The following is a 24,809-nucleotide window of genomic DNA, read 5'->3' on the forward strand; positions in this document are numbered from 1 at the left end:
GAGCAGAGCATGACAAAACGTTGTTCGTGGGTCAAGATGACCAATCCGCTCTATATCGCCTATCATGATGAGGAGTGGGGCCAGCCCCTCCATGATGACCAAGCATTGTTTGAGTTGTTGTGTATGGAAACCTATCAAGCGGGCCTGTCTTGGGAAACGGTACTTAACAAACGCCAAGCTTTCCGAGAAGCCTTTCATGGCTATCAAATTCAAGCGGTCGCAGAGATGACCGACACCGAATTGGAAAACTTGCTGGATAATCCAGCCATCATCCGAAATAGAGCCAAGATTTTTGCTACACGCGCTAACGCCCAAGCCTTTCTACGACTACAGGCAGAGTACGGCTCTTTTGATGCCTATCTTTGGTCTTTTGTTGAGGGGAAAACGATCGTTAACGATGTTCCCGATTACCGCCAAGCCCCAGCTAAAACACCTCTGTCTGAGAAGTTAGCCAAAGATCTCAAAAAACGAGGCTTCAAGTTCACAGGCCCAGTCGCCGTCTTGTCTTTTCTACAGGCTGCAGGGCTAGTTGATGACCATGAGAATGATTGTGAGTGGAAAAGCGGTCGTTAGTATGTACAGGTAACTAGCATATCTGAGAATATAGAAAAAAGCTGAGAAATCTTTCCCAGCTTTTTATATATACTATTAGATTTGTTAGAGTGAAGTCAAAAAAGTGATTCCACCTAAAATAACACCAGCTGAATTTGGAATGATTAGTATCCAATCCTTCTTAGGTTCCTTTGTCCATCCATAAATAACCCAGATTAAGCAAGATATAGCAGCTGATAAAGGTTGAAATGGTTGAGCTTTATTTCCCTGTAAATTAGTGATAATTTGAGGTATGTAGGCAATAAATACTATGATTCCAATAAAGGCACCAATAGAACCTACGATTCGATTAATTTTTTGTTTTGTCATATACACCTCCTTCAAAAGGATATCATAGAAATTAGCGAAATGCAATAAATTCAGATACAAATTGTAACGAAAACGAATACAAAAGCACAAAAATAGAGACACTATTTATTTTTTGTTATAGTCAAAGCGAATGACTTGCTCCTGTGCATCTACATAGGCATGGACTCCGAAGGGGACAATTGCTCTCGGAGTTGCGTGGCCGACATTCAGATTATAGACAATTGGAATATTGCTGTCAATGATATCCAATAGTGCCTCTTTATAGTCGTCATAGAAAGTTTCATCCATAGGTTTCCCGACCAAGAGTCCGCTGATGACCTTGAATATACCAGTGTTCTTTAAAGTTTGTAACATCTTTTTGAAGTCTTCCGGCTCAGGCTTTTCTTCGCTTGTCTCTAGCAAGAGGATCTTTCCTTCCCAGTCTGACAAGTCAGGGAAAAGTTTGTATTCTTGGCAGAGCTCCGTGCTATCTGCGTATCGAGAGTTGTCAAAGATATCGTAGAGGGATTCGAGGCAACCACCGAGGATTTTCCCCTCGAACTGGGCAGTTCCTTGTAACAACTCAAAACCAGTATTTGTATGACTGACACGAGGTGTCCCCAGAGCTTTGGGACTAAAATCAGTTCGTTCCTCATACCAAACATTGCTAGGGCGAATTTCTGAGATTCTTCCTGTCTCAATCAATTCTTTAAAGTAGTGAAGGCTATAGGCTAGCATTTCTTTGTCCAATTCACAAATGTCTGCTAAAAAGGATTGACCATAAAAAGTTTTAACACCTAGTTTATGCAACATGAGATGGTTCATGGTTGTATCTGAGAAGCCAAGAAATATTTTTTGGTTGATAACCTTTTGTAGTTGGTCATTTTCAAAAAGATAAGGTAGTAAGCGATAGGTATCGTCTCCACCGATGGCGCATAGGATCATGTCGATGCTATCATCAGAAAAGGCATGAATCAAATCCTCTGCACGAGCTTCAGGATGGTCCTTGATAAAGTCTAATCCTTTTAGCGAATGAGGCAAAAAGGTAGGATTGAGTCCCAGGTTCTTGAGACGTTGGACACCCAAGTCCACTTCGTGTTTGACAAAGTCCTCTCCGATAATGCCACTAGATAAACTAACAACACCAATAGTAGAAACCATATTTCTTCCTCCTAGAAATTGATTGAGCCTATTTTATCATAAAAGATGGGAGAAAACTATAGGGAAAAGGGTAGAGGGAAGCTTGTAGGCAAGCAAGTGAAAAAGCAACCGCTGGTGCAGTTGCTTTTCGTTTTCTAATCAGTAATCTCGCTAGATATGAGTTACTTGGTCAACTCTTGATTATAGGAGAGAGCCAAATCAATCCAGTAAGGCAATTCTTTTTGGCCTTCTATATCTAAGTCTATATACCCATGATAAAGGCGCCCCCTCATCAATGTAGTATGAGCTCCTGTTCGGGGTAGAACTTGCTTCTCCATTTCCTTGCCAATTCTGACCATAACCAGTTCATCCTTTCTGGAACTGACAGTAAGGACCATTTTACCACGAATCATAAAGGCCAGGCCACCAAACAGCTTCTTTTCTTCTAGCTCTTCTTCGAAAATTTGGGGAGGAAGTTTGAGCGCTAGAATTTTTCGAATCTGCTGAGCTAAAGATTGACTATATGCCATAGCTCTTTCCTTTTCTTAGTAACGTGTTGGTCCTGCACTTGCGCTGCGGATGTTCAAGCGTTTCTTGAGATAGAAGCGAAGGGCTAGGAGGGCTGCTCCGATAATAGCCAGTGGCACTGGAGCAAGTACTGGGTTAAGGCTAGCTGGTAGGAAGCTTGTTGCAAAGAAGACAAGCAACCAAAGGAACATAGAAGCTAGGATAACTAGTACAGATTTCCAGAAAGGCGGACGTTGACTGCGGTCCATATCTGGTCCATAGTATTGGTAAACAAAGTAGTACATCAAGTAGAAGGCAAATCCACCAACCAGTCCAACTAATAGGAGAGTAACAAATCCATAGCCGAAAGCTTGATCTGCCGCAAAGAAGGTTGTGAGGGCGCTGACAAGGGCAAAGAGGCTAGTGATGAAAAGGGCTGAATCCATAATCATGAGTTTTGGATCATCATTTTCTTTTGGATGCTCTTTTTCATATTGTTCCTTGACAGTGAAACTATGAGCCCAATGGGTCGGTGCGCCATAGAGGGAACGAGCAGTCGTACCCTTGGCTTGCTCTTCAAGGATTTTGGGAATGACTTCCTCAAAAATAGCCTTGATTTCAGCGTCTGTTTTCCCATCTTTGATGAATTGTTGGGTAGCGATGTGGACAAACTCTTGGTTTTTCTTAGTTAATTTTTGTAGATCAATCTGAGACATAGGAACTCCTCTTAGAACCATTTTTTATGGATGAGATAGAGAGTGAGCGAGACACTCATAGCAAAGGCGATAAAGACGATTAACCAGAAAGCATTTGGCTCGCCGTTTAGGGGGATTTCATTATCCTTAAAGTTCATCCCGTAGGCAGAAAAGACCATGGTTGGGATGGACATGACGATGGTCACAAGGGCCAAGGTTTTCATGATGTTATTCTGGTTGTTAGAAATGATAGAGGCGAAGGTCTCTGTCATAGAATGCAAGACGTTTCCATAAATGTCTGCCATCTCGATGGCCTGTTGGGTTTCAATCAGGGTATCTTCAAGCAGGTCTTCGTCCTCAAGGTATTTCTTGATATTGCTGGTTGAGCTGGTCAATTTCTTAATCACGCGCTCATTGGTTTTAAGTGAGGCCTTGAAATAGACGATGGTTTTTTCCAATTCCATGAGTTCAATCAATTCTTCATTACGAGTTGATTGATGCAGTTGACTTTCGATTTGTTCACTCTTACGGTCAATTGAACGAAGGGCTGTTAGGTAAAGCTCTGCATTGCGATAGAGAATCTGGAAGATGAAACGCGAACGCATGAAAGTATAGAAATTACGCAACCGACGGTTGATAAAGACATCAAGGACAGGTAGTGGTTCCAAACAAGTAGTGATAATGGTTTCCTCGGTGATGATAATACCAAGCGGAATGGTTACGTAGTAGGTGCGGTTATTTCTTTCCTCTGTGACCGGCACGTCTACGATAATCAGGGTATACTCGTCTTCAATGGTAATACGAGACATTTCTTCCGCATCGAGCGGTGCTCGAAGATCGGCAATATCGATATCGAAGGCGTTAGCGATTTCGAGTGATTCATTTTGAGTCGGATTGACGAGATTGATCCAAGTACCCGGTTCAAGTGTATCGATCTCTTTAAATTCAGTTGTTGTAGAGAGAAAAACTTGTTTCATATCCCTTATCCTTTCTCATTTTTCAGATTTTTTCACACCGTACTATTATACTACAAAATCGGCCTTTTGGGTAATAGAATCTCACTTTTTTTGGTATAATGGTAAGCAATAATGGACTAGAAAGAACAAAAATGCAAGATAAAATTGTCATTCATGGGGCGCGTGCCCATAATTTAAAAAATATTGACGTGGAGATTCCGCGAGACAAGCTGGTTGTCGTGACTGGCTTGTCAGGTTCAGGGAAATCCAGTCTGGCCTTTGATACCCTCTATGCGGAGGGACAACGTCGTTATGTGGAGAGTTTGTCAGCCTATGCTCGCCAGTTTTTGGGCAATATGGAAAAACCAGATGTAGATGCCATTGATGGTCTCAGCCCAGCTATTTCTATCGACCAGAAAACGACTAGTAAAAACCCTCGCTCGACGGTGGGAACAACGACTGAAATCAATGACTATCTGCGTCTCCTCTACGCGCGTGTGGGGACGCCTTACTGTATCAACGGGCATGGAGCTATCAAGGCTTCTTCTGTGGAGCAAATCGTGGATAAGGTTTTGGAGTTACCTGAACGCCAGCGCTTGCAGATTTTGGCCCCTGTCATCCGCAAGAAAAAAGGCCAACATAAGAGTGTTATCGAGAAGGTTCAGAAAGATGGGTATGTTCGTGTCCGTGTGGATGGGGAAGTCTATGATGTGACCGAAGTGCCAGAGTTGTCTAAGAGTAAGCAACACAATATCGATGTCGTGGTTGACCGTATTGTTATCAAGGAGGGCATCCGTAGCCGTCTCTTTGATTCCATTGAGGCTGCCCTTCGTATTGCTGAAGGTTATGTCATTATCGATACTATGGACGATTCTGAGTTGTTGTTCTCTGAGCATTATGCCTGCCCAGTTTGTGGCTTTACTGTTCCAGAGTTAGAGCCTCGCCTCTTCTCTTTCAATGCTCCTTTTGGCTCTTGTAGTGAGTGTGACGGTTTGGGCATCAAGCTGGAAGTGGATACTGATTTGGTAGTGCCAGATGCCAGCAAAACCTTGCGTGAGGGAGCCTTGGCTCCTTGGAATCCTATTTCATCCAACTACTATCCAAACATGCTAGAGCAGGCTATGACAGCCTTTGGAGTGGATATGGATAAGCCTTTTGAAGATTTGTTAGAAGAAGATAAGAACTTGATTCTCTATGGATCTGATGGTAAGGAATTCCATTTCCACTATGAGAATGAATTTGGTGGCGTGCGCGATATCGATATTCCTTTTGAGGGAGTTGTCAATAATATCAAACGTCGTTACCATGAAACCAATAGTGACTACACTCGCACCCAGATGCGCCTCTACATGAATGAGCTGACCTGCGGAGCTTGTCATGGTTATCGCCTCAATGACCAGGCTTTGTCTGTCCGTGTTGGTGGTGAGAAAGGACCACATATCGGAGAAATTTCAGACCTGTCTATCGCAGACCACTTGGAGTTGGTGACCCAGTTAACCTTGTCTGAAAATGAAGCCATCATTGCTCGCCCTATTCTCAAGGAAATCAAGGATCGTTTGACCTTCCTTAATAACGTGGGTCTTAACTATCTAACCCTGTCACGTTCAGCAGGGACCCTTTCAGGTGGGGAAAGTCAGCGTATTCGTTTGGCAACTCAGATTGGTTCTAACTTATCAGGTGTCCTTTATATTCTAGACGAGCCGTCAATCGGGCTTCACCAGAGAGACAATGACCGTCTGATTGCCAGTCTCAAAAAGATGCGTGATTTGGGCAATACTCTTATAGTAGTGGAACATGATGAAGATACCATGCGCGAAGCGGACTATCTGATTGACGTTGGTCCTGGTGCGGGTGTTTTTGGTGGGGAAATTGTTGCGGCAGGTACGCCTAAACAGGTAGCTCGTAACAGCAAGTCTATCACAGGCCAGTACTTATCAGGAAAACGTGCCATTCCAGTACCAGACGAGCGCCGTGTGGGAAATGGTCGTTTTATCGAGGTGACGGGAGCGCGTGAGAACAACCTGCAAAATATCACTGCTCGCTTCCCATTAGGAAAATTCATCGCAGTGACAGGGGTATCGGGTTCAGGGAAATCGACCTTGATCAACAGTATCCTCAAAAAAGCCATTGCCCAGAAGCTCAACCGCAATTCAGACAAGCCTGGTAAATTTAAGACTATTACAGGGATTGAGCATGTAGACCGATTGATTGACATTGACCAGAGCCCTATCGGACGAACGCCGAGGTCTAACCCTGCTACCTATACGGGAGTTTTTGACGATATACGTGACCTCTTTGCTCAGACTAATGAAGCCAAGATTCGAGGCTATAAGAAGGGGCGTTTCAGTTTCAATGTCAAGGGTGGTCGCTGTGAAGCCTGCTCAGGTGACGGGATTATCAAGATTGAGATGCACTTCTTGCCAGATGTTTATGTGGCTTGTGAAGTCTGCCACGGAACCCGCTACAATAGTGAAACCCTAGAAGTTCATTACAAGGAAAAAAATATCTCGCAGGTCTTGGATATGACCGTCAACGATGCGGTGGAGTTCTTCCAACACATTCCAAAGATTCAACGTAAACTTCAGACCATCAAGGATGTGGGACTGGGCTATGTAACGCTAGGACAGCCAGCTACTACCCTTTCTGGGGGAGAAGCCCAGCGTATGAAGCTGGCTAGTGAACTCCACAAACGATCGACAGGAAAATCTTTCTACATTCTGGATGAGCCGACGACAGGACTCCATACAGAGGATATCGCTCGCTTACTTAAAGTCTTGGCTCGATTTGTTGACGATGGCAATACAGTCCTCGTTATTGAGCACAATCTAGATGTTATTAAGACAGCAGACCATATCATTGACCTAGGTCCAGAAGGTGGTGTCGGTGGTGGAACCATCATCGCAACAGGAACTCCAGAAGAAGTAGCGACCAACGAAGCCAGCTACACAGGACATTATTTGAAAGGAAAGTTACATCATGAATAAACGTGTACAAGCATTTCTAGCTAAAATGCAAGAAAAAGAACTAGATGGTATCATCATCAATAACCTTAAAAACGTCTATTACCTGACTGGTTTTTGGGGCTCAAACGGAACAGTCTTCATCAGCCGTGACCGACAGGTCTTGGTGACAGACTCTCGCTATATCATTGCAGCTAAGCAAGAAACCAGTGGTTTTGAGATTGTGGCTGACCGTGATGAATTGGCTGTCATTGCAGGAATTGTCAAGGACATGGGCTTGTCTCGTATCGGTTTTGAAGATGAGATTTCAGTGTCTTATTATCACCGTATGCAGGCAACCTTTGAAGGAATTGACTTGCTTCCACAAACTCAGTTTGTCGAAGGTCTTCGAATGATTAAGGATGAGGCGGAGATTGTAGCTATTCGCAAGGCTTGTTCTATCTCAGACCAAGCTTTCCGTGATGCGCTTGACTTTATCAAACCAGGAAAAACTGAAATTGAGATTGCCAACTTCCTTGACTTCCGCATGCGTGAGTTGGGAGCATCTGGCTTGTCTTTTGACACTATCCTAGCCAGTGGTATCAACTCTTCTAAACCACATGCCCATCCTATGCACAAACCAGTGGAGCTGGGAGAAGCTATTACCATGGACTTCGGATGTCTTTATGACCACTATGTCAGCGATATGACACGGACTATCTATCTGGGGCATGTCAGTGACGAGCAGGCAGAGATTTACAATACAGTTTTGAAAGCCAACCAAGCCTTGATTGAGCAAGCTAAGGCAGGCTTAGGCTTCCGTGACTTTGACAAAATTCCTCGCGATATTATCATTGAAGCAGGTTACGGTGACTACTTTACTCACGGTATTGGCCATGGTATCGGGCTGGATATTCATGAGGAACCATACTTTAGCCAGACTTCTACAGAAACTATTAAGGCAGGTATGGCTTTGACTGATGAACCAGGTATCTATATCGAAGGCAAATACGGTGTTCGTATCGAGGATGATATTCTGATTACAGAGACAGGTTGTGAATTATTGACACTTGCTCCAAAAGAGTTGATAGTCATTTAAGAGTCAAACAATTCAAATGATTGACTTTTAAAATTTAAAGGTTTATACTGAAAGACGAAAACGGTAGGTGAGGCTACCATAGGGATACGGATGACTACCGCAAAGCAGTGGAGACACTACTCGTTGGTCAACAGTCCTGGTCGCGAAGGCTAAGACTAAGCTCATTACATTGCCCTATGGAGTTAAAGCTTGAACGAAAAAACAGATAGTTAGTTTTTTAATCCTGCCATTTTTTGATGGTAGGATTTTCTACTGTTTAAATCAAAGAAAGGAGATAGACGATGCAAATTGACGATCATCCGGAACCGCACATACACAGCCAATCGCTGATTTGTGTCGTTCTGCCCTTATAAAGTGATTGGTCTCTGTGTATGAAACACATCATTCATACAGATAGGAGAAACCAATGAAAACTACAAAAGAAAGATTAGCAACAGCTATTCATACATCTTTAAACGAAACTCTATCTTTTTATAAGACAAGTCTAACAGGCTTGACTGAGGAGCAGGTGGAGAAAAATCGTGACCTATATGGCGAAAATACCATCACAAAGGGTCAAGAAGACAGTATCCTCAAAAAGATTTACGAATCCATTATCAATCCTTTTACGATCATCTTACTGGTCATCGCCGTGATTTCCTTGGTGACCAATGTCTGGTTGGCAAAACCAGGTCAAGAGGATCCGACGACTTCTATTATCATCGTTGTCCTAGTCCTCATTTCTGGTGGCATACGCTTTGTCCAAGAACTCCGTAGTGATAAGGCTGCGACCAATCTATCAAAAATGATTGTCAACACAGCGACTGTCATTCGTCAAGGAGAAACTCAAGAAGTACCTATCGATGATTTGGTAGTGGGTGACGTGGTTAAATTGAGCGCTGGAGACATGATTCCAGCAGATCTTCTTTTATTTGAGTCGCGCGATTTCTTTGTACAACAGTCGGGCTTGACAGGTGAAAGTGATGCAGTTGAAAAATTGGCCTTGACCAAGGCAACAGACCAACAATCTGATAGCCTTCTTGAAGCTGAATCCTTGGCATTTATGGGAACTAATGTCTTGTCTGGTAGTGCTAAGGCCGTGGTTTTGGCGGTTGGTGATGCTACCATGATGGGAGCTATTGAGCAGACTCTAAACACCTATGATGAGCCCACTTCGTTTGAACGGGAGATGAATAGTATTTCTTGGCTCTTGATTCGCTTGATGTTGGTTATGGTTCCCATCGTCTTCTTGTCCAATGGTTTAACAGATGGTGATTGGTTAGAAGCAGGTGTATTTGCACTGAGTGTCGGTGTTGGATTGACACCTGAGATGCTACCTATGATTATTACCGCTAGCCTAGCAAAGGGTTCTATTATCATGGCCAAGGAAAAAGTGGTTATCAAGAAACTCAATGCCATACAGGACTTAGGGGCGATTGATATTTTGTGTACAGATAAGACAGGAACTCTAACCCAAGACGAAATTGTCCTTGAATATCCCTTGGACATCCACGGACGCTTGGATTTGACCGTCTTGAGACGAGCTTATCTCAATTCTTATTTTCAAACGGGCTTGAAAAATTTGATGGACAGAGCCATCATCAAACGGACTGAAAAGGAAGCCAAAGAACACGCCCTCTTACAAAATCTGGCTCAAACTTTTCAAAAAATAGATGAGCTTCCCTTTGATTTTGAACGTAGACGGATGAGTGTTATCGTTAAGGATGAACACGAAGTTGTTAGTTTGGTAACCAAGGGTGCCCTAGAGGAAATGTTGACGATTTCCAGTTATGCGGAATACCAAGGAGTGATTACTCCCTTGACAGATGTTATTAGAGAAGAAATTTTAGCAGAAGTCAGACAACTAAATCAACAAGGTTTGCGTGTCTTGGGAGTGGCCTATAAGTCAGGTTTGAGGGAAGGCCATGCCTATACAGTTGATGATGAAGGGGATATGATTCTAACTGGTTATTTAGCCTTCCTAGATCCTCCTAAACCATCTGCAGCACCAGCAATTAAGGCTCTGTTAGAACATGGAGTTCAAACAAAAATTTTGACGGGAGACAACGAAAAAGTTACCCAAGCAGTCTGTGAAAAGGTTGGTTTGGATATCAATCAGATGCTGTTAGGATCTGAAATTGATCAGATGAGTGATCAAGAATTGGCCCAAGCCGTAGAGGAGGTAACAGTCTTTGCCAAACTTTCACCTGACCAAAAAGCAAGGATTATTTTGCAATTTAAGGCTAATGGTCATGCTGTAGGCTATATGGGGGATGGAATCAATGATGCTCCTTCTATGAAAGTTGCAGATGTGGGGATTTCTGTTGATACAGCAGTAGATATTGCCAAAGAAACAGCTGATGTTATCCTACTTGATAAGGATCTCATGGTGCTTGAAAAAGGACTTGTTGAAGGTCGTAAGGTCTATGCCAATATGACCAAATATATCAAAATGACAGTGAGTTCTAATTTTGGGAATATCTTATCCCTTTTGGTTTCTGGAATCTTTTTACCATTTTTACCGATGGCTCCAGTCCATTTAATTATCCTAAATCTAGTCTATGATTTGTCTTGTATTGCCTTGCCTTTTGACAAGGTGGATAAAGATTTTTTGAGAAATCCGCATACCTGGGAAGCTAAGTCCATCACACGTTTCATGATTTGGATGGGACCTATCTCTTCCGCCTTTGATATTTTGACCTTTATTTTGCTCTATTTTATCATTGTACCCATGACAACAGGTCAAGCTTATGTCCATGGAGCGGAGTCTGCCGTAGGATTTATTGTCTTGTTTCAGACAGGTTGGTTTATCGAGTCCATGTGGTCGCAGACTATGGTTATCCATATGTTGCGTTCAGCCAAAATTCCTTTTTTACAAAGTCGTCCAGCTTGGCTAGTCCTTGTGACAACCTTATTGGCTGCAGCCTTTGTGACCTTCCTTCCCTACAGTCCACTAGCTAGCCTTCTTCATCTAACTCCTTTGAAGCCGATCTATTTCATCTTTTTGCTTTTCATCATCATTTTGTACATGATTAGCGTGACAATTGTGAAAAAAATCTATATCAATAAATATAAAGAATGGCTGTAAATTTCATTTTGTCAAGAAAAAAGTACGAAAATGACGAAAAAAGTCAAAAAAATTTAAAAATAGGTCGCAAGTCGGATGTTTTTTATGGTATAATAGACTAAACTGATAGTAACATGTAGCGAAAGGGGTAGGTACATGATTAAAATTTATACAGTCTCAAGTTGTACTAGCTGTAAAAAAGCAAAAACCTGGCTCAATGCCCACCAGTTAAGTTATAAAGAACAAAACCTTGGTAAAGAAGGAATTACGAGAGAAGAATTACTGGATATTCTAACCAAAACAGATAACGGAATAGCCAGCATCGTTTCGTCTAAAAATCGCTATGCTAAAGCCCTTGGAGTGGATATTGAAGATTTGAGTGTCAACGAAGTTCTCAATCTGATTATGGAAACACCGAGAATTTTAAAGAGCCCAATCCTTGTAGATGAAAAACGCCTGCAAGTTGGCTATAAGGAAGACGATATTCGTGCCTTCCTACCACGCTCTGTCCGTAATGTAGAAAATGCAGAAGCACGTTTGCGTGCAGCTCTATAAACATCAAGGCTGGGAGTGCTTCCTAGCCTTGTTTGCTCTTTTAATTCAAAAATGATGTGAGGAATTATGAAAAAAATACTGATTACAAGTTTTGCACTACTTTTCTTGCTTGCTGGATGTGGGCAAAAAAAAGCGACAACTGCGTCCTCTAGCAGTAAATCTGAAACGTTACAGTCAACTTTACCTGTCCTAGAGAATGCTGAGAAGAATACAGTAGTTACAAAAACATTTATGCTACCGAAGTCAACAGACGGCAGTCAGCAGATTCAAACAGTCACATATAAAGGAAAACAATTTTTAAGTTTGACTATTATTCAAAAAAGACCAGTTACCGATGAATTGAAGACTTTTGTAACTGAGCATGGTGTAGAGGCTACCCAAAAAGCACTCATTGAAGCTGAAGGTAAAGATGCCTCAATTCAGGAAGCGCGCAAGTTGCCAGGTTTTACACTTGAGACGAAGCTACTAAGTGAAACAGAAATTCAAACAACAACTACTTATGATTTTCAGGTTTTAGATATCAAAAAAGCTTCACAGGTTGAATATTTAAAGAATATTGGCTTGGAAAATCTTTTGAAAAATGAACCGAGTCAATATGTAGCAGACAGATTGGCAAATGGTGCGACAGAACAGTAGAAAATCCAAATAAATAGACTGCCTGAATTGTAGAACGTAAGGAATTATGCTATAATGGTACTATTCTAAGGAAAGAGGGTGTTAGAATGGGATTTACTGAAGAAACAGTACGTTTTAAATTGGACGATTCCAATAAAAAAGAAATTAGCGAAACTCTGACTGATGTTTATGCTTCGTTGAACGATAAGGGCTACAACCCAATCAACCAAATCGTAGGTTACGTATTGAGTGGAGACCCTGCCTACGTTCCTCGTTATAATAATGCACGAAATCAAATCCGTAAGTATGAGCGTGATGAAATCGTTGAGGAATTAGTCCGCTACTACCTTAAAGGACAAGGAGTCGATCTATAACCTATGAGAATTATGGGATTGGACGTCGGTTCAAAAACGGTAGGGGTGGCGATTAGCGATCCGCTTGGTTTTACAGCTCAAGGACTTGAAATCATCCAAATCAATGAGGAGCAAGGTCAATTTGGTTTTGACCGCGTTAAGGAGTTGGTTGATACTTACAAGGTGGAACGATTTGTAGTGGGCTTGCCTAAAAACATGAACAATACAAGCGGACCGCGCGTGGAAGCTAGTCAAGCCTACGGAGCAAAGCTGGAAGAGCTTTTTGGTTTACCAGTAGACTATCAAGATGAACGCTTGACAACAGTTGCCGCAGAGCGTATGTTGATTGAACAAGCAGATATTAGCCGTAACAAGCGCAAGAAAGTCATTGATAAATTAGCAGCTCAGCTGATTTTACAAAATTATTTAGATAGAAAATTTTAATACAAAGGAGAGGCTATGTCACACGATCATAACCACGACCACGAAGAACGTGAACTAATCACACTAGTAGATGAGCAAGGAAATGAAACCTTGTTTGAAATCCTTTTGACCATTGACGGAAAAGAAGAATTTGGTAAAAACTATGTTCTTCTAGTACCAGTTAATGCAGAAGAAGACGAAGACGGACAAGTTGAAATCCAAGCTTACTCATTCATCGAAAACGAAGATGGAACAGAAGGCGAATTGCAACCAATTCCAGAAGACTCAGAAGACGAATGGAACATGATTGAAGAAGTCTTCAACAGCTTTATGGAGGAGTAAACACGTCCTGTGGACGTGTTTAGCCCTGCGCCAGAAATTAGAAACGCAGGAACGTCTGGGAGACTGTATCACCCCAACTCCTAGAAATTAGAAGAGTTGGAACATCCAGTGGACGTTTTTAGCCCAGTTCCTTAAAATAAGAGAGAACTGGTGTGTTCAGTGAACATTTTTACCCTTACGCTAAAAATAAAGACAGTAAGTAAGTCTGGGAGACTGTATCAGCCCAACTCCCAGAAATTGGGAAGAGTTGGAACGTCCGGGGGACGTTTTTAGCCCTACGCTAGAAATTAGAAACGCAGGCACATTCAGTGGACGTTTTACCCCAGATTAACATTCATAGGAGCTAGTTATTAGCTAACCAGGTAAGAGGTCGGGACGAAAATCCTGACCTCATTTTTTGTTATCTATGGAATTTTGCTAGGTAATTGATTGAACTTTTGTCAAGGAGATGTGTATGTTTGAAGTAGAAGAATGGCTTCATAGTCGGATTGGTTTGAATTTTCGATCAGGCTTGAGCCGAATGCAGCAAGCGGTGGATTTGTTGGGGAATCCCGAGAAGTCTTATCCTATTATCCACGTAACAGGAACTAATGGAAAAGGTTCTACCATTGCTTTCATGAGGGAATTATTTATGGGGCATGGCAAAAAAGTTGCGACCTTTACCTCCCCTCATATCGTCTCTATCAATGACCGAATTTGCATTAATGAACAACCTATAGCAGACGCAGACTTTATCCGTTTAGCTGAGCAGGTCAAGGAGATGGAAAAGACGCTTTTGCAAACTCATGACCAGTTGTCCTTTTTTGAATTGCTGACCTTGATTGCTTTCCTCTATTTTAGAGAGCAAGAGGTGGATTTGGTTTTACTAGAAGTGGGAATTGGTGGCTTACTTGACACGACCAATGTGGTAACTGGAGAGATTGCTGTCATCACCTCCATTGGGCTTGACCATCAGGATACTTTGGGCGATAGTCTAGAAGCAATCGCAGAGCAAAAAGCTGGTATTTTCAAGGCTGGTAAGAAGGCAGTGATTGCGAAATTGCCTTCAGAAGCTAGGCTTGTATGTCAGAAAAAAGCCGAATCTTTAGCTGTTGACCTTTATCAGGCAGACCAAGATTTTTCAATGCTGAATGGTGATTTTTCAAGCTCTTTGGCTAATCTTTCACAGTTGAAAATAGGCTTGGAAGGAGCTTATCAGCAGGAAAATGCGGCCTTGGCGCTACAAACTTTTCTTCTCTTTATGAGGGAAGAAAAGGAAGATGTTGATGAGCAGGCTATAAGACAGGCCTTGGAACAGACCCATTGGGCTGGACGTTTGGAGCGTATTCGTCCTCAGATATACTTGGACGGTGCCCATAACCTCCCTGCTTTGACTCGCTTGGTTGAATTTATCAAAGGAAAAGAGCAGGAAGGTTATCGTCCTAAAATCCTTTTTGGAGCTTTGAAACGTAAGGATTATCAAGGTATGTTGGGTTATCTGACTGAAAATTTGCCTCAGGTGGAACTCAAGGTGACCGGCTTTGACTATCAAGGTTCTTTGGATGAGACAGATGTAACAGGTTACGATATAATTCCTTCTTATCGCGAATTTATCAGCAGTTTCGAAGAAAGAGCCGATACCCAGGATTTGTTGTTCGTTACAGGCTCTCTCTATTTTATCTCAGAAGTACGGAGCCACATACTGGCCCACGAGCAGATAAATTGACCTCCTTTTTTGAACTTGTTATACTAGGGGAACTGCCAGTTAGAAGGAAAATTCTCTAAATTGGTAGCAGAAAGGAAATTCATCATGAAATTAAAAACATTCACACTTTCTCTTGCTTCTCTAGCAAGTCTTAGTCTCTTAGTAGCTTGTTCACAGAGAGCTCAACAAGTTCAACAACCAGTAGCTCAATCGCAAACTCAACAAACTCAGCAATCACAACCTGCTGCTTCATCTTCGGCAGAAAATTCAAATCAGGCAGCAACAAGTTCTTCACAAAATGCGCCTGAGACTCAACCAACTAATATTGATGGGACTTATACTGGTCAGGATGAAGGAGACCGTATCACTTTAGTGGTAACTGGTACAACGGGTACTTGGACACAGGTAGAAACTGACGGGGAACAAGAAATCAAGCAGGTTAGCTTCGACGCTGCTAATCAACGCATGATTATTGGTGATGATGCCAAGATTTATGCAATTAATGGAAATCAGATGATTATTGACGATATGGATAGAGAAGCGTCTGATCGCATTGTTTTATCTAAGTAAAGCTTATTTATCAAAAATTCCGATAAGATGAAAGATATTTGATGTATTACTCGATAAAAGTTAGATAGATTATACACATAAAGGAATGGGTCTTATACAAGATTCATTCCTTTTCCTTAAATATAAGTTCCACTTTTAGGAGTGGTACTCTTTTTGAGTAGTTCTTTTTAAAAAAATTTGTTATGCTAGATTTATGAAGAGAATCAAAATCGACGTGGTAGTACTCCCTTTAAGTGGACATCTCTTCCCAGCCCTGAATTTACTCGCACCTTTGTTGAAGGATTCTTTGTATGATATTCGATTATTCACAGGACCGCAACGAAAAGCTGTCGCAGAGGAGATGGGATTCCAGGTACTTCCCATTTTAGAAAATTTTGTAGATGCGTTTGAGCGTGTAGCCAACAATGAAGGACAACTAAATCTTATTTCTGCTTATCGACAGTTGTCAGCTAGTCTGGATTTGATCAATATAGTGTCTGACCAACTAGTGCAAGAATGGGAGAAAAATCGACCAGATATTGTTATTGCGGATTTTATAACTCTCTCTGGAGGACTTGTAGCGGAACAGTTGGGAATTCCTTGGATAACAACCATGGCGACACAGTTTGCCATTGAAACGACAGCTGGACCGCCTTGTTTCTTTGGAGGAATGGGCAGTCCAAAGAATCCTTTCCAGTCTGCCCAGCAATGGCTAGGAAGAAAAGTGACTCGTTTAGGGAAACGAATCGTAACCTTTTTATTGAGAGAACGCTTGAAACGTTACGATTTTAAGCTCTACAATCAAAAAAATCAGGAAACCATTTATTCGCCCTATTCCATCTTGGGAATTGGGATGAAAGAGTTGGAGCTGAAAAGTGGTTTTCCAGAGCACTACCTTTGGGTGGGGCCTTTTGGCTCTTCGATTGAGAGAGCAGAGAATTATCCTCTCGATTTGTCTCCCTATGCAAGTTATAAAAAAGTCCTCGTATCCTGTGGAACTCAGCTTGCGTGGGCTAAAGATAACCTCCTCTACCAGACCCAACAATTGGCAAAAGCCCATCCTGACTGTCACTTTTTTGTGACTCTGGGGTTTGGTGGACAAGACTTCCAATGTGAGGAGCTCATGGACAATGTTTCTGTGGTATCCTATCTTCCCTATAAGGAATACATTCCCCAGATGGACTATGTGATTCATCACGGAGGTGCGGGTATTTTTTACCAATGTATTATCTATGGCAAGCCTGCCTTAATTCTCCCTCATGACTATGATCAGTATGACTATGCGGTTCGCGGGCTAGAGGCGGGGATTGCCCTGACTACTAAACGAGAGGACACGGAAGCGATTGGACGCGCTTTTGATGAGCTATTGGCTAGAGATGGTTGGTCAGACTTGAACAAACTCAGTCGTGTAGCTCAAGACTATCAGCCAACAGAAATCCTCAAGAATGAAATATATCGACTCTTGGGGGGACAAGGAGAAATAAAACATGAAGAAAGTATTGGTAACAGGTGCTACGGGCTTTTTAGGTAAGTATGTTGTTGAAGAGCTCAGTCAGCATGGCTATCAGGTACGAGCTTTTGGACGTAATCGCAAGGTTGGTCAGTCTTTAGAGAACTCCTCTGTGGCATTTTTCCAGGGAGATTTGACCAAGCAAGAGGATCTGACTCAGGCTTGTCAGGGTATGGACATGGTTGTTCATGCGGGAGCTCTTTCTACCGTCTGGGGACCTTGGGAAGATTTCTACCAGACAAATGTCTTAGGGACCAAGTATGTTCTGGATGCTTGTCGAGAGGCTGGTATTCAGCGTTTGGTTTATGTGTCCTCGCCTAGCATATATGCTGCGCCTCGAGACCAGATAGCTATCAAAGAAAGCGATGCGCCTCAGGAAAATAATCTGAACAACTATATTCGTAGTAAACTAGCTTCGGAGAAGCTGTTTAAGGATTATCCCGATGTTCCGAGTATTATCTTACGACCTCGTGGGCTTTTTGGAATTGGGGATACCAGTATTTTGCCTCGGGTTCTTAAACTCAGTCAGAAGATTGGTATTCCCTTGATAGGGGATGGCCGTCAGCTGATGGATATGACCTGTGTGGAAAATGTCGCTCTGGCCATTCGCTTGGCTCTAGAGGCTCCTCAAGCTAGTGGCGAAGTCTATAATATTACCAACGGGGAACCAAGAGCCTTTAAGGATCTGATAGAAGAAACCTTGGGAGGGCTTGGATATCCGATAACATACAGAAAAGTGCCGGTTCCTCTTATTTCAGTTATTGCAAGTAGTTTAGAGTTTCTGTATAAGATTTTGAAACTTAAAGGTGAGCCGGCTCTAACACGCTATACCTATGACTTGCTGAGGTATAGCCAGACGCTGGACATCAGCAAGGCGGAGCGAGACTTGGGCTATCGCCCTCAAATCAGTATTTCGGAAGGAATTGAACAGTATGTCAAAGATTATAGAAAGCATTGATTATTTCCCGGCAGGATATTGCACGAGTTATACAGGTTTGCTATTTAAGGGAATCAAGAATAAAAAGATGATCTTTCCAGCCGGGGTTTTTCTTATCAAACATAGGGAGAAGGGATATCTCCTCTATGATACGGGCTACCATTACGATATTAAGACTCAGATTCGTTATGGTTTCTATCGTTTGGGAACACCTGTTCAAATGACGGAGAAGGACCAGATTTCATATTTGCTGAAAGCTAAGGGAATTAAACCGGAAGAAATTAATTATATCATCCTATCCCACCTGCATCCAGATCATTTGGGAGGGGCTAGCTTCTTCCCTCATGCAACTTTTATCTTGACTCAGGAAGTGTATGATGTTTACAAGAAACCGACACTGAAAGACTTGATTTTCAAGGAATTTTTGCCAGTTTCTTTTGAAAAAAATCTAACCATTATCAGAGCTGACCAGCAAGATTCAACCTTTCCCTATCGTCCGACTAGTGACCTTTTTGGAGATGGAAGTATCCTAGTAGCTTCTGTTGATGGGCATGCAAGGGGGCAAGCTTGTCTGTACCTTCCAGACTTTAATCTCCTCATCGCAGCAGATCTCTGTTGGGGAATTGACCTTTTGCCTTACACCAAGCAGATGCTCCTGATTCCTTCCTTGGTTCAGGACAATAAGGCAGACTATATCAAGGGGACAGAGTTTTTGGAGGAAGTCTTGAGAGATGGTATTGAAGTAGTTGTTAGCCATGACCCTGTAGAAAGGATAGAACGTATCATATATGAAAAAAGGAACCTTTCTTAAAACCTTTATCCAAACTCGCTGGCTTCATAACTTCAAATCTCGAGAAGCTGTAGAGAACTATCAGAAAAAGCAATTAGCTAACTATATGAACTTTTTAAAGCGAGAGTCGCCCTACTTTAAAAACGGGGTTCCTAGTGACTTTGACCATATGGACAAGGCTTTTATGATGGAGCATTTCAACGAGCTCAACACCCAAGGAGTAGATCGGGATGAAGCCTTGGCCTTGGCTATTGAAAGTGAAAAGACTCGTGATTTCACTGAACTCAAAGGCGATGTGGCAGTCGGACTGTCTTCAGGGACATCTGGACATCGGGGGCTTTTTATCACAACGGAGAAAGAGCGAAGTATGTGGGCAGCAGCTATCTTAGCTAAGATGTTACCCAAGGGCCAGCTTTTTGGACACCGAATCGCCTTTTTCCTGAGAGCTGATAATGAACTCTATCAGACCATCAATACGGCACTTATTCGTTTGGAGTATTTTGATATTTTTAAACCTACAGATGTCCATATTGAGCGGCTGAATACCTACCAGCCGACGATTGTTGTGGCACCAGCCTCTATGTTGATTGAATTGAGCAAGCGTCTCAAGGCTGGAGAGTTAGCTATCCACCCACAAAAAATCGTTTCGGTGGCAGAAATCTTGGAAGATAATGATAGGGAACTCATCGCAGAAGCCTTTTCTCTATCCATTATTGACCAAGTTTATCAGGCAACCGAAGGTTTCCTAGCTTGCACTTGCTCAGCTGGCAATCTGCATCTCAACGAAGACATTATACTTGTGGAAAAGCAGTATCTGGATGACCGCCGTTTTTATCCAGTGATTACGGACTTTAAACGAAGTAGTCAGCCTGTTTATCGCTACCAGCTCAATGATATCTTGGTTGAAAATCCGAAGACTTGTCCGTGTGGCTCCTGCTATACACGAATTGACAAGGTCGAAGGACGCTCTGACGACATCTTCTATTTCGATGGACTGGATGGGGGACAGGTGACCATCTATCCAGACTTTATCAGACGTTGCATCCTCTTTGTGGAGAATATAGGAGATTACCAAGTCAAACAATATTCTGAAAAGTTAGTGGAAGTTTGTCTAAACCAACGAGATGAGAGCATGGAGACAGCTATTTTAGTACAGTTTCAACTCCTGGCCCAGCAAAAGCAGTTTATAGTTCCCGAAATTCAATTTTCAGATTATCACTGGGATACTAGCCATAAACTCAAACGAATCCAACGTTTATGAAAGGATAAAAGACAATGACAGAAGTAAAAAGACATGTAGAAATTGCAGGATATGGTGTTTGCCTTCCAAAGCATACCGTCCAATTCAAAGACCAGACGCGTTATCGTGTAGTTGAAAATGAAGAAACGCAGTTAGATTTAGCAGAGGTAGCCATTCAGAGAGCACTCGAATATGCAAACTTAGATATTAAAGATATCGATTGCCTTGTATCAGCTAGTGCAGTTGGTGTTCAGCCTATTCCTTGTACGGCTGCCTTGATTCATGAGCGCGTGGCAAAAGGACTCTCAATCCCAGCTATGGATATCAATACGACCTGTACTAGCTTTATTTCTGCTCTATCGACTATGTCCCACTTGATCGAGGCAGGCGAATACAATCGTGTCTTAATTGTGTCTAGTGAGGTTGGTAGTTTAGGGCTCAATCCTAAGCAAAAAGAAAGTTTTGAACTCTTTAGTGATGGGGCGGCAGCCTTTATTTTCCAAAAAGGCCATCAGGAAAAAGGGGTCATTGCTAGTCTCCAACGTACTTGGTCAGAAGGAGCACACGATACGGAGATTCGTGGAGGTCTGACTTCTTTTCAACCAAAAGAGTACTCTGAAGCGACTAAGACCAACTATATGTTTGATATGAAAGGTAAGAAAATTCTCCTCTTATCTGCTCGTAAAATTCCAGTCATGTTTGAAGAGTTTCAAGAAAAAACGCAGCTAGCATTGTCAGATGTGGACTATATTATTCCCCATCAAGCAAGTCGTGCCCTTCCTTTAGTTATGGAAAAACTAGGTGTTTCGGAGGAACAATATCTCAATCTTGTCACTGATTATGGAAATATGGTGTCAGTATCTGTACCGTTTGGCTTGGCTTATTCATTAGAACAAGGGCTGGTCAAGGAGGGAGATGTCATCTATCTTATGGGAACTGCAGCCGGTATGACGGTCAATATGTTGGCTCTCAAACTGTAATACGCATATGAGAGCATAATGGTTGAAACTTTAGCAAGAGTAAATTGTTGCCATCTAGCTATGAACTGATGTATACTAATGGAAACAACTATTAACTAGGTGGTTAGGGAGAAGGATAAAAAAGAAAGGGGATGTATGAAATATAGAAAATTTCAATTATTGATGTCCAAGTATGGCTTTAGTCTTTCGATTATGTTGCTTGAACTGTGTCTTGTTTTTGGTCTCTTTCTTTATTTAGGGCGGATGGCTCCTATTCTATGGGTTATTCTCTTAATCTTTATGAGTATGGCGACTATCGTAGCGATTGTCAATCGTTCCATGGCGCCTGAAAGCAAGGTAATGTGGTTAGTGGTGACCTTTGTTCCTGTTATTGGCCCCCTGCTCTATCTGATGTTTGGTGAAAGGCGATTGTCCAAAAAAGAAATCAAGCAGTTGGACAAACTTGGCTCCATGCATTTTCGGGAGGATAACAGTAAAGCTCTCCGCCAGAAATTGAAGGAAGATGATAAGGCGGCTTACGGAGTTATCAAATCTTTGCTAAGTATGGATAGCAATGCCGATGTCTATGATCGAACAGATTCACAATTCTTTTCTTCGGGTGAAAGCATGTGGCAACATATGTTGGAAGACCTCAAGAAAGCTGAGAAATTTATCTTTCTAGAGTACTATATTGTCGAAGAAGGTCTGATGTGGAATAGCATACTAGATATACTAGAGCAAAAGGCAGCTCAGGGTGTAGAGGTCAAGATGCTCTATGATGATATCGGTTGTATGGCGACTTTACCTGGAGACTATACTGTTCAGCTTCGTAGTCGAGGAATTGAAGCTCATAAGTTTAACAAGGTGATTCCTCGTTTGACGGTAGCTTATAATAATCGAGACCATCGTAAAATCCTTGTTATAGATGGTCAGGTAGCTTATACAGGAGGCATTAACTTAGCCGATGAGTATATCAACCATGTAGAACGCTTTGGCTATTGGAAGGATAGTGGGATTCGCATAGATGGCCCTGGTGTCAAGGCTCTAACCCGTCTCTTTTTGATGACTTGGTACATCAATCGTGGGGAAATCAGTGATTTTGATCAGTATCACTTGGAAAACCAGCCTTGTTCTGGCCAAGGGCTCTACATTCCTTACGGTAGTGGACCCAAGCCTATCTTCCGTACCCAGGTAGGGAAAAAAGTTTATCAAAGTTTGATTAATCAGGCTACTGATTCAGTCTACATCACAACACCCTATTTGATTATTGACTATGATTTAACTGAGAGTATTAAAAATGCAGCCATGAGAGGTGTTGATGTCCGCATCGTGACTCCTTTCATTCCAGATAAAAAATTAATCCAACTCATTACAAGAGGGGCCTATCCGGATTTACTGTCAGCAGGAGTAAGGATTTTTGAGTATAGTCCAGGCTTCATCCACAGTAAACAAATCTTAGTGGATAAGGACTTTGCTGTAGTTGGAACGATTAATTTAGATTATAGAAGTTTACTTCATCACTATGAAGATGCAGTTTTGCTATATAAAACGGCATCAATCACAGAGATTCAAAAAGACTTTCAGGAGATTTTTTCAGTATCTCAAGAAATTTTCCCTCATACGATAAAAAATAGCTGGTATCAGAAATTGATTAAGGAAATTGCCCAGTTATTCGCCCCTATCTTATAAGAAATCTAGGACTTAGGATACAACCCAGTCCTATTTTTCTTGCCTTTTACGAATAAGAAGATATAGGAGGAACGATGCTGACTCAGAAAGAATTGGATTATATCATGTCATTTAAACAGACGCATTTACACCGATTTCGGGAAATTGAAACCTTTGTGAAACTATGCAAAAAATCGCTCAAACAGCCATCGCAAGCTGACAATTTTAGGTCTTTTTGATATACTAAGACAGATAAATTGAATAGGAGAAACGATATGGCTGTATATGGCAGAATCGAAGAAGTATCCGAAACGATACAGAGTAATGAAATTGAAAATAGACTGGATAGGAAGCTTGAATCTCATGTAGAAAAAGAAGAACAGGTAGCTTTCCCGTTTTTCAGACTCATCATTGGAAGTACGATTGCAACGGTTTTTTCTGTGGTGATACCTTTACTTTTAGATATGGTAGGTCCCTCTCAGGCGCAGGATTTGTATATAGGGTGGGCTTTACATCAGGGAGGACAGCTTTACAGTAGCTATTATGCAAGTCAAGGTCTTCTTTATTACTTACTACTTTATATTACCCAAGGAGGCATCCTTTTTGCCTTGGTAGAATGGCTAGCCCTCTTAGGAGGAGGTTATTTCCTCTTTTCTTCAACCGACTATCTGACGGGACAAAGGGAACAAGCCAAACAACTCCTAACCATATTTTATATCTTGGTGTCTGGTCTTGGTTTTGGAGGAGGTTATGCTACTATCTTAGCTCTGCCATTCCTGTTTGCAGGATTTTCATTTATAGCAGCTTATCTATCAAATCCTAATCATGACAAGGGATTTCTACGTCTGGGGATCTTTTTGGGCCCATCATTTTTCATAGAGCCTCTTACAAGTCTTCTCTTTGCTGTAGTAGTAACGATTGGTTTATTTGTCTTTAATGTTGGGCATGGTCGTTTTGTCCATGGAGTTTATCAGTTTTTTGCAGCGGCACTTGGTTTTTCTCTCATCTTTTACCCAGTAGGCTACTATGTGCTTACTTCAGGTGGTTTTGGAGAAGCTATAGGAAGTCTTTTGTATCCGATTGATTCCCTTCAGGTCTTTACCAATCCTCAACTAATGGATAATGTTGTATTCTATGGTTTGTTGACCTTTGGTTTAGGATCTCTCTTCCTTGTTTTTCTAGGATTGTTCCAATCAAAGGCATCAAGATTATATGTTATTTCAGTACCAGCTAGTTTTGCTTTCTTATTTGTATTAGCCTTGTTGCTTTTTTCTCAAGAACCTCTTCACGGTTCGCGTTTGATTCTAATCCTTCCATTTTTACTCCTTCTTTTGATGACCAGTATTCGTGGGAAACATTCAGCTAGAGGAGCTCGTCGTCGGAGAAGAGAAGATGTTCCTACTTTATGGAAAAAATTCATGAAAGGAAATCTCTACTTACCGATCCTAGTGGTGGTTTATCTGATTGCAATTCCTTTTGTAGCTCGTTTTGTCTTGCATCCAGCTTCTTATAGAGAACAACATCAAGTAGTAGACAGAGTCAAACAAGAGACGAGTGAGGGAGACCAAATTTATATTTGGGATTCACATGTTCAGATGTATAAAGAAAGCCAGCGTTTGGCTGGATCCATGTTCCCATCACCTCTTCTTTACACGAGTACAGAAGAAAACAAAACTACCTTGATTCATGACTTGAAAGAAAACCAACCTAAGATGATTGTGGTAAACGACAAGGTGGCTCTCTGGTCTGAGGCGGAGACACTCTTAAAAGAAAATTACCAACAAGTAAAGACTGATTACTCAGAGTTTAAAGTCTATAAAATTAAATAACTAAATCAATATCTTGTGTATTTTTAAAAAAATTATGATTTTTAACACAAGATATTGATTTTTCTTTTTAGAG

23 protein-coding genes and 1 riboswitch are annotated in these 24,809 nt (G+C 41.7%); of the genes, 18 read left to right on the forward strand and 5 right to left on the reverse strand.

Features of this window, described 5'->3' with window-relative positions; translation table 11 throughout:
- Positions 1 to 9: 9 nt before the first annotated feature.
- Positions 10 to 573, forward strand: coding sequence for a DNA-3-methyladenine glycosylase I (locus tag D8855_RS00785; protein ID WP_049487389.1), 564 nt, complete (start codon positions 10 to 12; stop codon positions 571 to 573).
- Positions 574 to 657: 84 nt separating this feature from the next.
- Here D8855_RS00785 and D8855_RS00790 read toward each other — a convergent pair whose 3' ends face one another.
- From D8855_RS00790 to D8855_RS00810, 5 genes are all read right to left on the reverse strand, one after another.
- A complete protein-coding gene (locus D8855_RS00790; protein ID WP_125415545.1) occupies positions 658 to 921 on the reverse strand; it encodes a SemiSWEET family transporter in 264 nt (87 codons plus the stop codon).
- 105 nt (positions 922 to 1,026) lie between these two features.
- Complete coding sequence (locus tag D8855_RS00795; RefSeq protein ID WP_049487390.1) at positions 1,027 to 2,061, reverse strand: S66 family peptidase; 1,035 nt, start codon at positions 2,059 to 2,061, stop codon at positions 1,027 to 1,029.
- A 161-nt stretch (positions 2,062 to 2,222) separates the two neighbouring features.
- Positions 2,223 to 2,570 (reverse strand): hypothetical protein, encoded by a 348-nt coding sequence (locus D8855_RS00800; RefSeq protein WP_000331824.1) that lies wholly within the window; start codon positions 2,568 to 2,570, stop codon positions 2,223 to 2,225.
- Between the two features lie 15 nt (positions 2,571 to 2,585).
- Positions 2,586 to 3,263 carry a DUF1129 domain-containing protein gene (locus tag D8855_RS00805; RefSeq protein ID WP_049487391.1) on the reverse strand — a complete coding sequence of 226 codons (678 nt, stop codon included), beginning with the start codon at positions 3,261 to 3,263 and terminating at the stop codon, positions 2,586 to 2,588.
- A gap of 11 nt (positions 3,264 to 3,274) precedes the next feature.
- Positions 3,275 to 4,219 carry a magnesium transporter CorA family protein gene (locus tag D8855_RS00810; protein WP_000815623.1) on the reverse strand — a complete coding sequence of 315 codons (945 nt, stop codon included), beginning with the start codon at positions 4,217 to 4,219 and terminating at the stop codon, positions 3,275 to 3,277.
- Between the two features lie 131 nt (positions 4,220 to 4,350).
- On the opposite strand from D8855_RS00810, the gene uvrA reads away from it, so the two are divergent.
- The 17 genes from uvrA to D8855_RS00905 all read left to right on the forward strand — a co-directional run bounded on the left by uvrA (position 4,351) and on the right by D8855_RS00905 (position 24,736).
- Entirely contained in the window at positions 4,351 to 7,182 is a 2,832-nt protein-coding gene (gene uvrA / locus D8855_RS00815) for an excinuclease ABC subunit UvrA (RefSeq protein WP_125415547.1), read from the forward strand.
- On the forward strand, positions 7,175 to 8,236 hold the full coding sequence (locus D8855_RS00820; protein WP_125415549.1) for a M24 family metallopeptidase: 1,062 nt from the start codon (positions 7,175 to 7,177) through the stop codon (positions 8,234 to 8,236). The genes uvrA and D8855_RS00820 overlap by 8 nt, the downstream gene beginning before the upstream one ends.
- Positions 8,237 to 8,293: 57 nt before the next feature.
- A riboswitch (M-box (ykoK) riboswitch) is annotated at positions 8,294 to 8,445 on the forward strand.
- 197 nt (positions 8,446 to 8,642) lie between these two features.
- Positions 8,643 to 11,303 carry a magnesium-translocating P-type ATPase gene (gene mgtA, locus D8855_RS00825; protein WP_125415551.1) on the forward strand — a complete coding sequence of 887 codons (2,661 nt, stop codon included), beginning with the start codon at positions 8,643 to 8,645 and terminating at the stop codon, positions 11,301 to 11,303.
- A 135-nt stretch (positions 11,304 to 11,438) separates the two neighbouring features.
- Complete coding sequence (spx, locus tag D8855_RS00835; protein ID WP_000591165.1) at positions 11,439 to 11,837, forward strand: transcriptional regulator Spx; 399 nt, start codon at positions 11,439 to 11,441, stop codon at positions 11,835 to 11,837.
- A gap of 66 nt (positions 11,838 to 11,903) precedes the next feature.
- The gene (locus D8855_RS00840; RefSeq protein ID WP_049487395.1) at positions 11,904 to 12,473 is read left to right on the forward strand and encodes an SP0191 family lipoprotein; all 570 of its coding nucleotides are present in this window, start codon (positions 11,904 to 11,906) and stop codon (positions 12,471 to 12,473) included.
- An 86-nt stretch (positions 12,474 to 12,559) separates the two neighbouring features.
- Complete coding sequence (locus D8855_RS00845; protein WP_000507059.1) at positions 12,560 to 12,826, forward strand: IreB family regulatory phosphoprotein; 267 nt, start codon at positions 12,560 to 12,562, stop codon at positions 12,824 to 12,826.
- Positions 12,827 to 12,829: 3 nt separating this feature from the next.
- Complete coding sequence (ruvX, locus tag D8855_RS00850; protein WP_004239076.1) at positions 12,830 to 13,249, forward strand: Holliday junction resolvase RuvX; 420 nt, start codon at positions 12,830 to 12,832, stop codon at positions 13,247 to 13,249.
- Between the two features lie 15 nt (positions 13,250 to 13,264).
- Positions 13,265 to 13,570, forward strand: a complete 306-nt coding sequence (locus tag D8855_RS00855) for a DUF1292 domain-containing protein (protein ID WP_000017620.1) — start codon at positions 13,265 to 13,267, stop codon at positions 13,568 to 13,570.
- A 454-nt stretch (positions 13,571 to 14,024) separates the two neighbouring features.
- Entirely contained in the window at positions 14,025 to 15,275 is a 1,251-nt protein-coding gene (locus D8855_RS00860) for a folylpolyglutamate synthase/dihydrofolate synthase family protein (protein ID WP_049487396.1), read from the forward strand.
- A gap of 84 nt (positions 15,276 to 15,359) precedes the next feature.
- Positions 15,360 to 15,824: an SP_0198 family lipoprotein gene (locus tag D8855_RS00865; protein WP_049487397.1), complete on the forward strand. Its 465-nt coding sequence runs from the start codon at positions 15,360 to 15,362 to the stop codon at positions 15,822 to 15,824.
- Positions 15,825 to 16,017: 193 nt separating this feature from the next.
- A complete protein-coding gene (locus tag D8855_RS00870) occupies positions 16,018 to 17,334 on the forward strand; it encodes a glycosyltransferase (protein ID WP_049487398.1) in 1,317 nt (438 codons plus the stop codon).
- The gene (locus tag D8855_RS00875) at positions 17,291 to 18,271 is read left to right on the forward strand and encodes an NAD-dependent epimerase/dehydratase family protein (RefSeq protein ID WP_049487399.1); all 981 of its coding nucleotides are present in this window, start codon (positions 17,291 to 17,293) and stop codon (positions 18,269 to 18,271) included. The genes D8855_RS00870 and D8855_RS00875 overlap by 44 nt, the downstream gene beginning before the upstream one ends.
- Positions 18,246 to 19,061, forward strand: coding sequence for an MBL fold metallo-hydrolase (locus D8855_RS00880; RefSeq protein WP_049487400.1), 816 nt, complete (start codon positions 18,246 to 18,248; stop codon positions 19,059 to 19,061). Before D8855_RS00875 ends, D8855_RS00880 begins: the two co-directional genes overlap by 26 nt.
- Positions 19,039 to 20,301 (forward strand): F390 synthetase-related protein, encoded by a 1,263-nt coding sequence (locus tag D8855_RS00885; RefSeq protein ID WP_049487401.1) that lies wholly within the window; start codon positions 19,039 to 19,041, stop codon positions 20,299 to 20,301. Before D8855_RS00880 ends, D8855_RS00885 begins: the two co-directional genes overlap by 23 nt.
- A 14-nt stretch (positions 20,302 to 20,315) precedes the next feature.
- A complete protein-coding gene (locus D8855_RS00890) occupies positions 20,316 to 21,260 on the forward strand; it encodes a 3-oxoacyl-[acyl-carrier-protein] synthase III C-terminal domain-containing protein (RefSeq protein WP_049510975.1) in 945 nt (314 codons plus the stop codon).
- A 135-nt stretch (positions 21,261 to 21,395) separates the two neighbouring features.
- Positions 21,396 to 22,928, forward strand: a complete 1,533-nt coding sequence (cls, locus tag D8855_RS00895) for a cardiolipin synthase (RefSeq protein WP_049487403.1) — start codon at positions 21,396 to 21,398, stop codon at positions 22,926 to 22,928.
- 254 nt (positions 22,929 to 23,182) lie between these two features.
- On the forward strand, positions 23,183 to 24,736 hold the full coding sequence (locus D8855_RS00905; RefSeq protein WP_125415553.1) for a damage-inducible protein CinA: 1,554 nt from the start codon (positions 23,183 to 23,185) through the stop codon (positions 24,734 to 24,736).
- Positions 24,737 to 24,809: the final 73 nt, after the last annotated feature.

The organism is Streptococcus mitis (assembly GCF_003942685.1).
Lineage (GTDB): Bacteria > Bacillota > Bacilli > Lactobacillales > Streptococcaceae > Streptococcus > Streptococcus mitis_CD.